Genomic DNA, 13029 nt, shown 5'->3' with positions numbered 1-13029 from the left:
TAATCTTTCCTCTTTGTTGTTCTCATTCGCGCGATTTTCCCGGCGGCGAGTGAAGATAATCTGTTCGCCAAATACAATACTGACACCTGCTGCTAAAGTCACTCTTCCTGCACATAGAAGAAAAACTTCATTGATAACAGACAATATTTAAGCGGCGCGCCGCTGTGACGGGGCGTCGGAAGCGCTGAATACAGAACGGCAGGGCACGGCTAGCGCGGCGCGGAAAAGACGTCGATCCCCTTGTCGAGCCGCGAGGCCTTGAGCGCCTCTTTCACTCGCCGGAGATTGTCGCGGAAGTGGGCGCCGCGATGCAGCGTGAAACCGGTGGCCAGCACGTCAATCAGCATCAGCTGCGCCATCCGCGACACCATCGGCATAGTGATATCGATATCTTCCGCCACGTCCAGCGCCAGCAGCAACGTCGCTTCGCGCGCCAGCGGCGAGCCGGAGGCGGTAAGCGCCAGCACCGTCGCGCCGTTCTCGCGCGCCAGCTGCGCCAGCTCGGTCAGCGATGTGGTGCGCCCGGTATGAGAGATCAACACCACCACATCCTCCGCGCCGCTGTTGATGCAGCTCATGCGCTGCATCACCACGTCGTCTGAATAGATCACCGGCACATTGAAGCGGAAGAATTTATTCATCGCGTCATGCGCCACGGCGGCTGACGCGCCCAGCCCGAAAAAGCTGATCTTTTTCGCCGCCGCCAGCAGTTCGACGGCGCGCTGTATCGCCGACATATCCAGCCGCTGACGCACCTGCTCAAGACCAGCTAGCGCCGAATGAAAAATTTTATCGGCGTAGATATCCACTGCGTCATTTTCGTCGATATGGCGGCTGACCCAGGGCGTGCCGGTCGCCAGGCACTGCGCCAGCTGTAGTTTGAAATCGGGAAAGCCTTTAGTCTGCATGCGGTGGCAGAAGCGGTTTACCGTGGGATCGCTGACGCCTGCGCGACTGGCCAGCTGGGCGATGCTGGAGCGGATGGCGTTTTGCGGCGCGGCGAGGATCGCTTCGGCGACTTTACGTTCAGATTTGCTGAGGTGGGGAAGCTGCGTGTGAATTCTCTCCAGCATGTTGTTCATTTGATTACGCTCATCACTTCCGTCGATTTCATTTACAGGTGCATCCGATGGTCATTTACTGAGAATATACCGTGTCGCGACAGCAACATGGCAGCGCAGGTAAAACGCATCCTGACGTTTTTTGCCAGAATATGAGCTGTGTCTGATTTTCACCGAAGGAAAGCCATAAGAAAAGTGGGGTGAAAACGACGCGCTATTGGACCATGGCGTCGCTAAAGTAACCGGTTATGGCAAAAGAGGCGGGCGCCGGTTTACCCGCGCCGGTTAAACACAGTACATTGTGCTGAAAGAAAATTACAATAAGAGCTGAGCCTGTCGGGAATTTTTGGCTCAACTCATCCTGCAACGAGGAGATAAGAATGGCGGTAACACAAACAGCCCAGGCATGCGATCTGGTCATTTTTGGCGCCAAAGGCGATCTGGCGCGCCGGAAACTGCTGCCTTCCCTGTATCAGTTGGAAAAGGCCGGGCAGATCCATGAGCAGACCCGTATTATCGGCGTCGGACGTGCGGAATGGGACAAGGCGGCCTACACCAAAGTGGTGCGTGAGGCGCTGGAAACCTTCATGAAAGAGAAAATCGACGAAGCGCTGTGGGATCGTCTCAGCAATCGTCTCGATTTTTGCAACCTGGACGTTAACGATACGACGCACTTTACGCGTCTGGGCAAAATGCTCGATCAAAAAAACCGCGTCACCATCAACTATTTCGCTATGCCGCCCAGCACCTTCGGCGCTATCTGCAAAGGCCTCGGCCAGGCGAAGCTGAACGCTAAACCGGCGCGCGTGGTGATGGAAAAACCGCTCGGCACCTCGCTGGAAACGTCGCAGGAAATCAACGACCAGGTCGGTGAATATTTCGAAGAGTGCCAGGTGTTCCGCATTGACCATTACCTGGGTAAAGAAACGGTGCTGAACCTGCTGGCGCTGCGTTTCGCCAACTCGCTGTTCGCCAACAACTGGGACAACCGCACTATCGACCACGTACAGATCACCGTCGCGGAAGAAGTGGGCATCGAAGGCCGCTGGGGATACTTTGATAAAGCGGGTCAGATGCGCGATATGATCCAGAATCACCTGTTGCAGGTGCTGACCATGATCGCTATGTCACCGCCGTCCGATCTCAGCGCCGACAGCATTCGCGATGAAAAAGTCAAAGTGCTGCGTTCGCTGCGCCGCATCGACCATACCAACGTGCGCGAAAAAACCGTGCGCGGCCAGTACACTGCCGGCTTTGTGCAGGGCAAAAAAGTGCCGGGCTACCTGGAAGAAGAGGGCGCCAACAAAGCCAGCAATACGGAAACTTTCGTTTCTATCCGCGTCGATATCGACAACTGGCGCTGGGCGGGCGTGCCGTTCTACTTGCGCACCGGCAAGCGTCTGCCGACCAAGTGTTCTGAAGTGGTGGTCTACTTCAAAAACCCGGAAATGAACCTGTTTAAAGAATCCTGGCAAGAGCTGCCGCAGAACAAGCTGACCATTCGCCTGCAGCCGGACGAAGGGGTGGATATCGAAATCCTGAACAAAGTGCCGGGCCTCGATCACAAACACAACCTACAAACCACCAAGCTTGACCTGAGCTACTCCGAGACCTTTAACCAGTCTCACCTGGCGGATGCCTATGAGCGCCTGCTGTTGGAAAGCATGCGCGGCATTCAGGCGCTGTTCGTGCGCCGCGACGAGGTGGAAGCGGCATGGACGTGGGTCGATTCCATTATTGACGCCTGGGCCGCCGACAACGAGGCGCCGAAGCCGTATCAGGCAGGCACCTGGGGGCCGGTCGCCTCTGTCGCCATGATCACGCGCGACGGCCGTTCCTGGAACGAGTTTGAATAAGCACAACAACTAAGCCCGCGAAATGCGGGCTTTTTTTCGCGCTGAAGCGGATGCATAGAAAATTGAACCGCAGTTTCAAAAAACGTTAAAGGGCGTGGACGACCGCGAATAAAATCGGGTATGGTATTGAGCGTTTTCTTTGCTGCGCGGATGCGCGCCATTATTGCCAGTGGTCGGATGGGTTCGCTGGCCTGACAGGAGAGTAGAACGATGAAAAACTGGAAAACAAGCGCCGAGGCGATTCTGACAACAGGCCCAGTGGTGCCGGTGATTGTGGTCAACGATCTGGCGCATGCGGTGCCGATGGCTAAAGCGCTGGTGGCGGGCGGCGTACGCGTGCTGGAAGTAACCTTGCGCACGCCGGTGGCAATGGATGCGCTGAAGGCGATCATTCAGGAAGTGCCGGACGCCATCGTTGGCGCCGGAACGGTGATCAATACCCAGCAGCTGGCGGAAGTGACCGCCGCAGGCGCCCAGTTTGTTATCAGCCCCGGCATCACCGAGCCGCTGCTGCAGGCGGCGGTGGAAGACACCGTTCCGCTTATTCCCGGCATCAGCACCGTTTCTGAACTGATGACCGGGATGCAATATGGCCTGCGCGAGTTTAAATTCTTCCCGGCGGAAGCCAATGGCGGAGTAAAGGCATTGCAGGCGATCGCCGGGCCTTTCCCACAGGTGCGCTTCTGTCCGACCGGCGGCATTTCGCCGAAAAATTACCGCGACTACCTGGCGCTGAAAAGCGTGCTCTGCATCGGCGGTTCCTGGCTGGTGCCGAACGATGCGCTGGCTTCCGGCGACTATCAGCGCATTACTGAACTGGCGCGCGAAGCCGTCGCTGGCGCGCGTTAAGTCATCACCGGCTCTCCCGCCATGGGAGAGCCGGCAGCCTTAGCCGCTGACCTTCACGGCGGCAGCGGCGGCAACCGCACGCGCTACCGCCTCTTCCGTACTCTCTCCGGTCGCCAGCGCGACGCCCATCCGACGTTTACCGTCCACGTCCGGCTTGCCGAACAGCCGCAGCTGCAAGCCCGCGCCCAGCGCCTGCTCAACGTTGCCGAAGCTGACGTTGTTGCTGCTGAGCGCCGGAAGGATCACGGCGGAGGCGGCCGGGCCATACTGACGCACCGCGCCAACGGGCAGACCCAGGAAGGCGCGCACATGCAGCGCAAACTCAGACATATCCTGCGAGATCAACGTCACCATGCCGGTGTCGTGCGGGCGCGGCGACACTTCGCTGAATATCACCTCATCGCCGCAGACAAACAGCTCTACGCCAAAGAGGCCGAAACCGCCTAGCGCCGTCACCACTTTTTCCGCAACCTCCTGAGCGCGCTGTAACGCCAGCGGGCTCATCTGCTGCGGCTGCCAGGATTCGCGGTAGTCGCCATCTTCCTGACGGTGGCCTATCGGCGCGCAGAAATGAATGCCGTCAACGGCACTGACGGTGAGCAGAGTGATCTCAAAATCGAATTTCACTACTCCTTCGACAATTACTTTTCCGGCGCCGGCGCGGCCGCCCTGTTGCGCATAGTCCCACGCCTGTTGCAGCTGCGCCGCCTCACGGATAAAGCTCTGCCCCTTGCCGGAGGAGCTCATTACCGGCTTGACGATGCAGGGAAAACCGATCTCTTCCACCGCCGCGATAAATGACGCCTGACTGTCGGCGAAGCGATAGGAGGAGGTCGGCAGCGCCAGCGTTTCCGCCGCAAGGCGACGAATGCCTTCGCGGTTCATGGTCAGACGCGCGGCGCGCGCATTAGGCACCACGCGCTGCCCCTGCTGCTCCAGGGCGATCAGCGTATCGGTGGCGATCGCTTCGATTTCAGGCACCACATAATCGGGACGCTCCTGGGCGATCAATGTTTTCAGCGCTTCGCCGTCCAGCATATTGATCACATGGCTGCGATGCGCGACGTGCATGGCGGGCGCATCGGCGTAGCGATCGACGGCGATAACCTCTACGCCCAGCCGCTGACATTCAATCGCCACTTCTTTACCCAATTCGCCGGAGCCTAACAGCATTACGCGCGTCGCGCCCGGACGCAGCGCTGTTCCAAGAGTCGTCATAGTACCTACCTGAAAGTGAGGAAGAAAAACGCGCGCAGTATATACGAAAACGTTTGCGTACGCAGCCGTCAGGAAAGCTTGATCTGAAAATTTGGCCTGCTATACTGTATAAAAATACAGTAATCGAGGTGAGTCATGGCTGTTGAAACCAAATTTGTAGTGGTCAGAAAAGGTGAAGAAAAAATGACATTTGCCAGCAAGAAAGAAGCAGACGCATACGACAAGATGCTCGATATGGCGGAGGCCTTTACTGACTGGCTGTTGCAGAGCGAACTGCCGCTGGATGAAGCGCAGTTTGAAAATCTGGGTCTGTTCCTCGCCGAGCAGAAAGATGCGGTTCAGCATATTCTGCGCACCAGTAAACTGCCGGAGGCGCAGTCCGATAACGCCGTGCCGAAAGCGGCTGATACAGAAAGCAGTAAAAAGATGCGCGCCGTTAAGGCGGCCTGATCAATATTGCAGCCTGACGAATATCAGCCACACTTTGTTCATAAGAAGTTGAGCAGAGCGGGGCTCTCCGCTGGTCAGGCAAAGCTGCGGTCGCGTTTTTATTGTGTGTCCGTATCGTTTCAGGCGACATCGCGTCCGCCATATTCTTATCTTGTCTGCCCGGCCTGACGCCGCGCCGGTTCTCCGGCGCGGCGTTTTCATCTGTTTGCTTCCGCTTACGCTTCTTGACGTCCGGTACTTCAGACTATGACGCACATTGCGAAAGGAGAGACTATGAGTAACTGGCTGCAGCAACTTCAACAAATGTTAGGCAACAAGAACCTCGGCAACGCAGGCGCGAAAGCGCAGGGCGGCAGCGAAGCCTTAAATAAAATGCTGGCGCCCGGCGCGCTTGGCAGCCTGGCGGGACTGCTGATATCCAGCAAGACCTCGCGCAACTTACTGGCGAAATATGGCAAAAACGCGCTGATTATCGGCGGCGGCGCGGCGGCGGGCACCCTGTTGTGGAACAAATACAAACAGCGCGTGCGTGAAGCGCATCAGGATGAGCCGCAGTTTGGCCAGCAGGCGACGCCGGTCGATCAGCGGGCTGAGCGTCTGATCACCGCACTGGTCTTCGCCGCTAAAAGCGACGGCCATATTGATGGTGAGGAGCGTAAGGCGATTGAGCAAAATATCCATCAGGCGGGCTATGGTGAACAGGCAGAAGCGCTGATTCAGCAGGCGATCAATCGTCCGCTCGATCCGCACTGGCTGGCGCAGGGCGTTAAAAACGAAGAAGAGGCGCTGGAACTCTACTTTCTCAGCTGCGCGACGATCGATGTCGATCATTTTATGGAGCGCAGCTATCTGAAAGAGCTGGGCGACGCGCTGAAAATTCCGGCGGACGTACGCGAAGAGATTGAAAAAGATATCCGTCAGGAAAAAGAGAAACTGCCTTCCTGATTTCCTTAAGTTAAGGCCTGACGCCGCCTGGCGACAGGCTGCATGCTGGTTTTTACCGCTCACCGCTTGGCAATCATGGCCTTAGCTGCCACCCTTAATGGATGTTTGTCTGGAAACAGTAACCGTTATGATGCCACCAAAAGCAAAAAAAGTTCCCCATGAGATGACGCTGCATGGCGATACTCGCGTCGATAATTACTACTGGCTGCGCGACGATCAGCGCGAAGATCCAGAAGTGCTCGACTATCTACACGCGGAAAATGACTACGGTCATAAGGTCATGCTGTCGCAGAAGGCCCTGCAGGATCGCCTGTTAAAAGAGATGGTCGGGCGCATATCGCAGCAGGACTACAGCGTGCCTTATGTGAAAAACGGCTACCGCTATCAAAGCCGTTATGAAGCGGGCAACGAATACGCCATCTACCTGCGCCAGCCAGCGGACACCGGGACGCCGGACGAGTGGGAGACGCTGCTCGACGCCAACCAGCGCGCCGCACACAGCGAGTTCTATACTATGGGCGCGCTGGATATCAGCCCGGACAACCGCATTATGGCGCTGGCGGAAGATTTTCTTTCACGCCGTCAGTATGGCATCCGCTTTCGCAATCTGGAGACCGGCAACTGGTACCCGGAAGTGCTGGAGAACGTCTCGCCCAGCTTTGCCTGGGTGAATGACTCAAAAACGCTCTATTACGTGCGTAAAGATAAGCAGACGCTGCTGCCTTATCAGGTGTGGCGGCACAATGTCGGCACGCCGCAGCGGGATGACGAACTGGTCTATGAGGAAAAAGACGATACCTTTTACCTCAGCGTGCATAAAACCACCTCGGAGCATTTTGTTCTCATCGCGCTGCACAGCACGACGACTACAGAAATTCATCTGCTTGACGCGGAGTATGCCGATGCGCGTCCGCGGGTGTTCGTGCCGCGCCGCAAAGGGCATGAATATACGCTCGACCACTACGATCACCGTTTCTGGTTGCGATCTAACCGCGACGGCAAAAACTTCGGTCTCTACCGCACCAGCTATCTGGATGAGTCGCGCTGGGAAACCATTATCGCGCCGCGCGATCATGTGGTGATGGAGGATTTCCAGCTGTTCCGCGACTGGCTGGTGGTGGAAGAGCGCCAGCGCGGGCTTTCCAGCCTGCGGCAGATCTGCTGGCGCACCGGCGAAACCTTCGGCATCGCCTTCGACGATCCCGCCTATGTGACCTGGCTTGCCTTTAACGCCTCGCCGGAGACCAGCAAGCTGCGCTACGGCTACTCCTCCATGACCACGCCCACCACGCTGTTTGAACTGGATATGGATACCGGCGAGCGGCGCGTGCTGAAGCAGACGCAGATTAACGGCTTCGATTCCGCCAACTACAAAAGCGAGCATTTGTGGATTAAAGCGCGCGACGGCGTCGAGGTGCCGGTATCGCTGGTTTATCACCGCCAGCACTATCAGCCGGGTAAAAACCCTATGCTGGTATACGGCTACGGCTCTTACGGCTCGATTATGGACGCGGACTTCAGCTCCAGCCGACTCAGTCTGCTCGATCGCGGTTTTATCTATGCGCTGGTGCATGTGCGCGGCGGCGGCGAGTTAGGGCAGCAGTGGTACGACGATGGCCGTCTGCTGAACAAGATGAACACCTTCAACGATTTTCTGGACGTAACTGACGCGCTGGTGCAGCAGGGCTACGGCGATCCGCAGCGGCTGTACGCCATGGGCGGCAGTGCGGGCGGCCTGCTGATGGGCGCGGTCATCAACCAGCAGCCCGATCGTTTTCACGGCGTGGTGGCGCAGGTGCCGTTTGTCGATGTGGTAACCACCATGCTGGATGAGACCATTCCGCTGACCACCGGCGAATATGATGAGTGGGGCAACCCTAACGATCCGCAGTACTATCACTATATGAAGCAGTACAGCCCTTACGACAACGTGAGTGAAAATCACTATCCGCATATGCTGGTGACGACCGGGCTGCATGATTCGCAAGTGCAGTACTGGGAGCCGGCCAAGTGGGTAGCGAAGCTGCGCGACCAGAAAAAGGATGAGAACCTGCTGCTGCTCTGTACCGATATGGATTCCGGTCACGGCGGCAAATCGGGCCGCTTTAAATCCTATGAGGGCGTCTCGCTGGAGTTCGCCTTTATCATCGGCCTGGCACAGGGCACGCTGCACAGCGGCAGCGGCTACTAATCCTCCTGATTAACCTGCTTTTGCAGCGCAGTGCGCAGGGCAGGTTTCAGATCCGGGATAGAATTCAGCATCCAGCGCAGGTAGCCGGGGTCGCGTTTCGCTACCTCGGCGATGGCGCGTCCGCGATATTTGCCGAAGGGCATTACATCCTGCCCGGCAGCGGTCGGGGCGCTCACGACGCCCGCCATGCGCGGCGCGTCCCAGCCGGAGGTTTCCATAATGCGGATCAGCAGCGCGGCGGTGACGTAGCAGTCATACAGCGCGCGGTGCGCATGTAGATCGGCGGGCGTTGTCACCTCCAGCTTCAGATGCTCGCGCAGCGCCTGGTTTCCGTAGCGCAGACCCGGCCAGAGCTGACGCGCCAGTTTCATGGTGCAGATCCATTCGCCATGCATTTCCGGCAGCATGCGACGATCGAAGCTGGCGTTATGGGCGACGTAGTAGGGGCTGCCGTGATAGCGATGGATCAATGCCTCAATTGGCGGCTTATCGGCCACCATCGCTTCGGTAATGCGGTGTACCGCCATCGCCTGACGGCTGATAGGGCGGTCGGGACAGACCAGATCGCTCATGGGATTGACGATTTGTCCGTCAATCACGTCGACGGAAGCGATCTCAACGATACCGCCCTGCAGACCGCAGGTTTCAGTATCAATAACGCGTAGCATAAAGCCTCTTAGCGCATGGGCGCACTGTTATTTCTTCGGTTCCCAGGGCAGGCGGGAGAGATTAAGGGATGCCTGTCGGTGATGCATCAGGCGCTGACGGAACCAGTCGCGCAGCGCTTCCGGCTGCTCGCGTTCGACGATTTCTGCCACCACCGGCATATTGTAACGTTCTTTAAACGCGACGCCCGCTGCGGCTAAATCGACGTTCACTTTATCCTTCTCTTCCTGCGACAGTGTTGCCAGATTGTTACTCATTTTTTGCTCCTCTGTATAATCACGACGCGGCCGCCGTTATTGCCTCGACAGCTCCCGGTACGGAGAGTATGCTGCGGCCTCGTCGGTGACAACCACGATAGTTTACAGGATGAAATCATGTTGAAAAACCGCATCTCTGCTTTACCTGGCGCAGCCCTCCTGGTACTGGCGGTCGCCTTTTCTCCGGCTGCGTTGGCCCATGCCCATCTGAAATCACAATATCCCGCAGCGAATGCCAACGTTGAAGCGTCTCCGCAGGCGTTGACGCTAACCTTCTCGGAAGATATCGAGCCCGCGTTCAGCGGCGTAACAATCCTTGGCGCAGGCCAGCAGGTAATGCCGACCGCCGAAGTGGAACGCGCGCCGCAGCAGCATAACCAGCTGATCGTGCCGCTGGAGAAACCGCTTCCGGGCGGCAGCTACCAGGTTAACTGGCATGTGCTGTCGGTCGATGGTCACAAAACCAAAGGAAGCTACACTTTCAGCGTGAAGTAACCATGACGCTGGAATCGCTCTATATTTTCTGCCGTTGGCTGCACTTCAGCGCGTTGATGCTGTTGTCCGGCAGCGCCTTCTACAGCGCGCTGCTGGCGCCGCGCCGCTATCGGCCTCTGCTCAGCCGACGCCTGATGCCGGTGCTGGTCGTCAGTACGTTGCTGGCTTTGCTGAGTGCGGTGTCGATGCTGGCGCTACAGACCGGCCTGATGAGCGGCGACGGACGTAATATCGTTCAGCCCGCCATCTGGCGCGCCGTGCTGCATACCGGCTTCGGCCAGGCCTGGCGCATCCAGCTGCTGTTCGCACTGCTGGCCTGTCTGAGCCTGGCGATGCGCGGCGTCTGGCGTCAGCGTTTGCTGCTGCTGTGCGGCCTGGCTCAGCTCTGCGGTCTGGCTCTGGTGGGGCACGCCGCGATGCTAAGCGGCTGGTGCGGGACGTTGCAACGTCTTAACCATGCGGTGCATCTTACAGGCGCCGCGTTCTGGACCGGCGGCCTGCTGCCGCTGCTGTGGTTGATGCGCGATGCGCGTCAGTCGGCGTTGCGCGGCGATGCGATACGCGCCATGATGCGTTTTTCGCGCTATGGACATCTGGCCGTGGCGCTGACCCTGGTCAGCGGCGTGATTAATACCGCACTGATTGTCGGCTGGCCCTGGCCAGTGGAGAATAATTATCGGCTGCTGCTGTTGATGAAAGTCGGGCTGGTGGCGTTAATGGTTTTTACCGCGTTGTTTAACCGCTACTGGCTGGTGCCGCGTTTTCAACGGCCGGATGGCAGGGCGCAGCAGTGGTTTGTGCGCGCAACGCAGTTTGAAGTACTGACTGCGGCGTTGGTGGTCTTTTTAGTCAGTTTTTTCGCCACGCTGCAGCCGTAATAACAGAAAGCCCTGAGCTTTGGGCACGAGCAAGACAATAAGGTAACGCAATGAAGAAAATCATCGGATTGGTACTGGCGATGGGATGCTGCGCCAACGCGCTGGCGGCGTCGGAAGTGATCACGGTTAGTCGTTTTGAGATCGGCAAAGATAAATGGCCGTTCAACCGTGAAGAGGTGATGCTTACCTGTACGAAAGAGCATGCGCTGTTTGCCATTAACCCCAGCACCCTGATGCAATATCCGCTGAATGATAAAGCGGCGCAGAAAGTGGCGTCGGGCCAGGCTAAGGCTCAGCCTGTCGCCGTTATCCAAAACGACGATCCGCAACATCCGGGGCAGAAGGCCAGCCTGCAACCCATAATCGATCGTGCGGAAAAACTCTGCAATTAATACCATCGGCGCGGCCTGCCGCGCCGTCTTCTATAGTCAATAATGGCGCTAAGCGATAGTCCTCTCTTACAGTTCTGCCGTTAACTTCACAGAGTTCAACTCTTCTTTGCAGCCTGGTTACATCCGGCTGGAAAATCCACACGACTGTTCTACGCTTTAAAAGGCAAGGCGACATCGCCTGCATCAATGCCAACTTTTAGCGCACGGCTCTTAAAGAGCCATTTCCCTGGACCGAATATAGGAATCGTATTCGGTCTTTTTTTGTTTATAGTTTATAAACAGTAAGTTACTGAAAAACCAGTCACTTAATCATTATCCTGTTACCTGCTGTTTTACCCTGTTGGATCTTCAACCGCCATTTTGTCGCCACTTCTTTTAGCCATTAGCGCCAGTGGATTGCAAGATACTGCATCTTCTAAATGGTCTGGTGCGAAGTGGGCGTACCGCATCGTTACCCGAATATCCGAGTGTCCCAATATACGCTGCAGCACAAGTATGTTTCCTCCAGCCATCATAAAATGGCTTGCGAAGCTATGACGTAAAACGTGGCTCATCTGGCCTTCAGGTAACTCAATACCCGCCAGGCGGATTACGCGATAGAACTGGCGGTAACACTCAGCAAAATAACGTCCTTCTTTGTATCTAAGCTCTTCATACAATGCTGCGCTAATGGGAACGGTGCGGTTTTTTTTGCCTTTGGTGTTAACGAAGGTGATTTTTCTGGGTGACAGCTGGGAGGCTTTCAAATTTGCCGCTTCGCTCCAGCGACAGCCCGTAGAAAGACAGATTTTAATAATCAGGGTCAGATCGGGATTTCCGTGCTTTTCGCAGGCGGCAAACAGCTTCTCTATTTGTGGCTCTGTCAGCCAGGCCATTTCCTTTTCCGGTTGGTCAAATTCACGAATATTTTTAAGCGGGTTGGGGTAGGTGATCTCACCGAGACGTTCCAGCTCATTGAATAGCGCCCGCAAAAAAGCATGCTCACAGTTGATTGTCCCGGGTGAAACTTTTAAGGATTTAGCGCTGGTTTTATAACCATTCTCGATTAACCCCTGAAGCCTCCGGTCACGGTAGTGGGCCCAGTCCTTCGGGGTAATATTGGCAGCGACAGGATCGCCCATGCCTTTGCAAATAATATTGAGCTTACCGAGCCTGCCTTTGCGGTCATTCAGCGAACAACCATGCAATTTATACCAGAGATCTACCAGTTCACTAAGACGACGGTTATCTTCTTTTTCAGCGAGCCAAGGTTTGGCTTTGGTCTCTTCCTGCGTGTACTGTTCGAATGCAATGGCCTCCGCACGCGTTTTAAACTGACGCCTGACGCGCTTCCCTTCACGGCCGTTGAGATAGCATTCACAAAGCCACTTGCCTGTTTTGAGTTTCCTTATTGCCATAATCAATCTCACGTTCTGAAACGCGAAGTAAATTACTGTATATAAAAACAGTATTCAATGTTTGTTTAAAATCTATCAAACATAAAAAAACCTGCCGGAGCAGGTTAGTATTGAATCGGTAGGCCGGGGAGGGGAGAGCAGTATCAGTGCAGCAGAGAAGGCTGGTTTTGGTATTGGCTGTGCAGGCTGACTTTATTAACTACGCCTGGCGATACGATCACGCTTGCTACGGTTTCGTGCGTCTTGAACGTACAGCTGCAGTTAATGTTCTGACACTGGTGATAGCGTTCTTTGGTCTCACGCGATATGTATCGGCTGCTTTTGGCGTGAGCAGCAGTCTGGCAAAGCGGGCAATGCATCATGGTGAACCTACC

Annotated in this window: 14 protein-coding genes; 8 read left to right on the top strand and 6 right to left on the bottom strand. The window is 56.2% G+C overall.

What is annotated here, in order from left to right; all coding sequences use genetic code 11:
• Positions 1-209: 209 nt before the first annotated feature.
• Positions 210-1082 carry a MurR/RpiR family transcriptional regulator gene (locus C2E16_RS12420; RefSeq protein WP_084970056.1) on the bottom strand — a complete coding sequence of 291 codons (873 nt, stop codon included), beginning with the start codon at positions 1080-1082 and terminating at the stop codon, positions 210-212.
• Positions 1083-1441: 359 nt separating this feature from the next.
• On the opposite strand from C2E16_RS12420, the gene zwf reads away from it, so the two are divergent.
• Both zwf and C2E16_RS12410 read left to right on the top strand, forming a co-directional pair.
• A complete protein-coding gene (gene zwf / locus C2E16_RS12415; RefSeq protein WP_038625660.1) occupies positions 1442-2917 on the top strand; it encodes a glucose-6-phosphate dehydrogenase in 1476 nt (491 codons plus the stop codon).
• Between the two features lie 210 nt (positions 2918-3127).
• Positions 3128-3766 (top strand): bifunctional 4-hydroxy-2-oxoglutarate aldolase/2-dehydro-3-deoxy-phosphogluconate aldolase, encoded by a 639-nt coding sequence (locus C2E16_RS12410; RefSeq protein ID WP_084970055.1) that lies wholly within the window; start codon positions 3128-3130, stop codon positions 3764-3766.
• A gap of 39 nt (positions 3767-3805) precedes the next feature.
• Here the strand turns inward: C2E16_RS12410 and purT are convergent, their stop codons facing one another.
• Positions 3806-4984: a formate-dependent phosphoribosylglycinamide formyltransferase gene (gene purT / locus C2E16_RS12405; RefSeq protein WP_084970054.1), complete on the bottom strand. Its 1179-nt coding sequence runs from the start codon at positions 4982-4984 to the stop codon at positions 3806-3808.
• Between the two features lie 135 nt (positions 4985-5119).
• On the opposite strand from purT, the gene C2E16_RS12400 reads away from it, so the two are divergent.
• The 3 genes from C2E16_RS12400 (at position 5120) to ptrB (ending at position 8570) form a co-directional block, all read left to right on the top strand.
• A complete protein-coding gene (locus tag C2E16_RS12400; RefSeq protein WP_084970053.1) occupies positions 5120-5434 on the top strand; it encodes a YebG family protein in 315 nt (104 codons plus the stop codon).
• Between the two features lie 273 nt (positions 5435-5707).
• The gene (locus tag C2E16_RS12395) at positions 5708-6379 is read left to right on the top strand and encodes a tellurite resistance TerB family protein (RefSeq protein ID WP_038625668.1); all 672 of its coding nucleotides are present in this window, start codon (positions 5708-5710) and stop codon (positions 6377-6379) included.
• A gap of 127 nt (positions 6380-6506) precedes the next feature.
• Entirely contained in the window at positions 6507-8570 is a 2064-nt protein-coding gene (gene ptrB, locus C2E16_RS12390) for an oligopeptidase B (protein ID WP_084970052.1), read from the top strand.
• Here the strand turns inward: ptrB and exoX are convergent.
• Together exoX and C2E16_RS12380 are read right to left on the bottom strand one after the other, a co-directional pair.
• Positions 8567-9238: an exodeoxyribonuclease X gene (gene exoX / locus C2E16_RS12385; RefSeq protein ID WP_038625671.1), complete on the bottom strand. Its 672-nt coding sequence runs from the start codon at positions 9236-9238 to the stop codon at positions 8567-8569. The genes ptrB and exoX overlap by 4 nt on opposite strands.
• A 27-nt stretch (positions 9239-9265) precedes the next feature.
• Positions 9266-9493, bottom strand: a complete 228-nt coding sequence (locus C2E16_RS12380; protein ID WP_038625673.1) for a DNA polymerase III subunit theta — start codon at positions 9491-9493, stop codon at positions 9266-9268.
• A gap of 117 nt (positions 9494-9610) precedes the next feature.
• Here C2E16_RS12380 and yobA point away from each other — a divergent pair, with 117 nt between their 5' ends.
• From yobA to C2E16_RS12365, 3 genes are read left to right on the top strand one after another with little or no spacing between them, the layout of a single operon-like run.
• Entirely contained in the window at positions 9611-9988 is a 378-nt protein-coding gene (gene yobA / locus C2E16_RS12375; RefSeq protein WP_052133887.1) for a CopC domain-containing protein YobA, read from the top strand.
• A 2-nt stretch (positions 9989-9990) separates the two neighbouring features.
• Entirely contained in the window at positions 9991-10866 is an 876-nt protein-coding gene (copD, locus tag C2E16_RS12370) for a copper homeostasis membrane protein CopD (RefSeq protein WP_084970050.1), read from the top strand.
• Between the two features lie 50 nt (positions 10867-10916).
• Positions 10917-11258, top strand: a complete 342-nt coding sequence (locus C2E16_RS12365) for a YebY family protein (RefSeq protein ID WP_038625678.1) — start codon at positions 10917-10919, stop codon at positions 11256-11258.
• A gap of 332 nt (positions 11259-11590) precedes the next feature.
• Here the strand turns inward: C2E16_RS12365 and C2E16_RS12360 are convergent, their stop codons facing one another.
• Positions 11591-12655 (bottom strand): phage integrase, encoded by a 1065-nt coding sequence (locus C2E16_RS12360; RefSeq protein WP_084970049.1) that lies wholly within the window; start codon positions 12653-12655, stop codon positions 11591-11593.
• 143 nt (positions 12656-12798) lie between these two features.
• Positions 12799-13017, bottom strand: a complete 219-nt coding sequence (locus tag C2E16_RS12355) for an ogr/Delta-like zinc finger family protein (RefSeq protein ID WP_084970048.1) — start codon at positions 13015-13017, stop codon at positions 12799-12801.
• Positions 13018-13029: the final 12 nt, after the last annotated feature.

The sequence above is a fragment of the Mixta calida genome (assembly GCF_002953215.1).
Classification (GTDB): Bacteria; Pseudomonadota; Gammaproteobacteria; order Enterobacterales; family Enterobacteriaceae; genus Mixta; species Mixta calida.
Note: the sequence above shows the minus strand (reverse complement) of the source record. Positions and strands in the feature narration are given on the sequence as shown.

Coding starts and splice junctions, on each gene's coding strand:
- yobA (WP_052133887.1), top strand. CDS start 9,611: ATGTTGAAAAACCGCATCTCTGCTTTACCTGGCGCAGCCCTCCTGGTA.
- C2E16_RS12355 (WP_084970048.1), bottom strand. CDS start 13,017: ATGATGCATTGCCCGCTTTGCCAGACTGCTGCTCACGCCAAAAGCAGC.
- exoX (WP_038625671.1), bottom strand. CDS start 9,238: ATGCTACGCGTTATTGATACTGAAACCTGCGGTCTGCAGGGCGGTATC.
- zwf (WP_038625660.1), top strand. CDS start 1,442: ATGGCGGTAACACAAACAGCCCAGGCATGCGATCTGGTCATTTTTGGC.
- ptrB (WP_084970052.1), top strand. CDS start 6,507: ATGATGCCACCAAAAGCAAAAAAAGTTCCCCATGAGATGACGCTGCAT.
- C2E16_RS12400 (WP_084970053.1), top strand. CDS start 5,120: ATGGCTGTTGAAACCAAATTTGTAGTGGTCAGAAAAGGTGAAGAAAAA.
- C2E16_RS12380 (WP_038625673.1), bottom strand. CDS start 9,493: ATGAGTAACAATCTGGCAACACTGTCGCAGGAAGAGAAGGATAAAGTG.
- purT (WP_084970054.1), bottom strand. CDS start 4,984: ATGACGACTCTTGGAACAGCGCTGCGTCCGGGCGCGACGCGCGTAATG.
- C2E16_RS12360 (WP_084970049.1), bottom strand. CDS start 12,655: ATGGCAATAAGGAAACTCAAAACAGGCAAGTGGCTTTGTGAATGCTAT.
- C2E16_RS12420 (WP_084970056.1), bottom strand. CDS start 1,082: ATGAACAACATGCTGGAGAGAATTCACACGCAGCTTCCCCACCTCAGC.
- copD (WP_084970050.1), top strand. CDS start 9,991: ATGACGCTGGAATCGCTCTATATTTTCTGCCGTTGGCTGCACTTCAGC.
- C2E16_RS12365 (WP_038625678.1), top strand. CDS start 10,917: ATGAAGAAAATCATCGGATTGGTACTGGCGATGGGATGCTGCGCCAAC.
- C2E16_RS12410 (WP_084970055.1), top strand. CDS start 3,128: ATGAAAAACTGGAAAACAAGCGCCGAGGCGATTCTGACAACAGGCCCA.
- C2E16_RS12395 (WP_038625668.1), top strand. CDS start 5,708: ATGAGTAACTGGCTGCAGCAACTTCAACAAATGTTAGGCAACAAGAAC.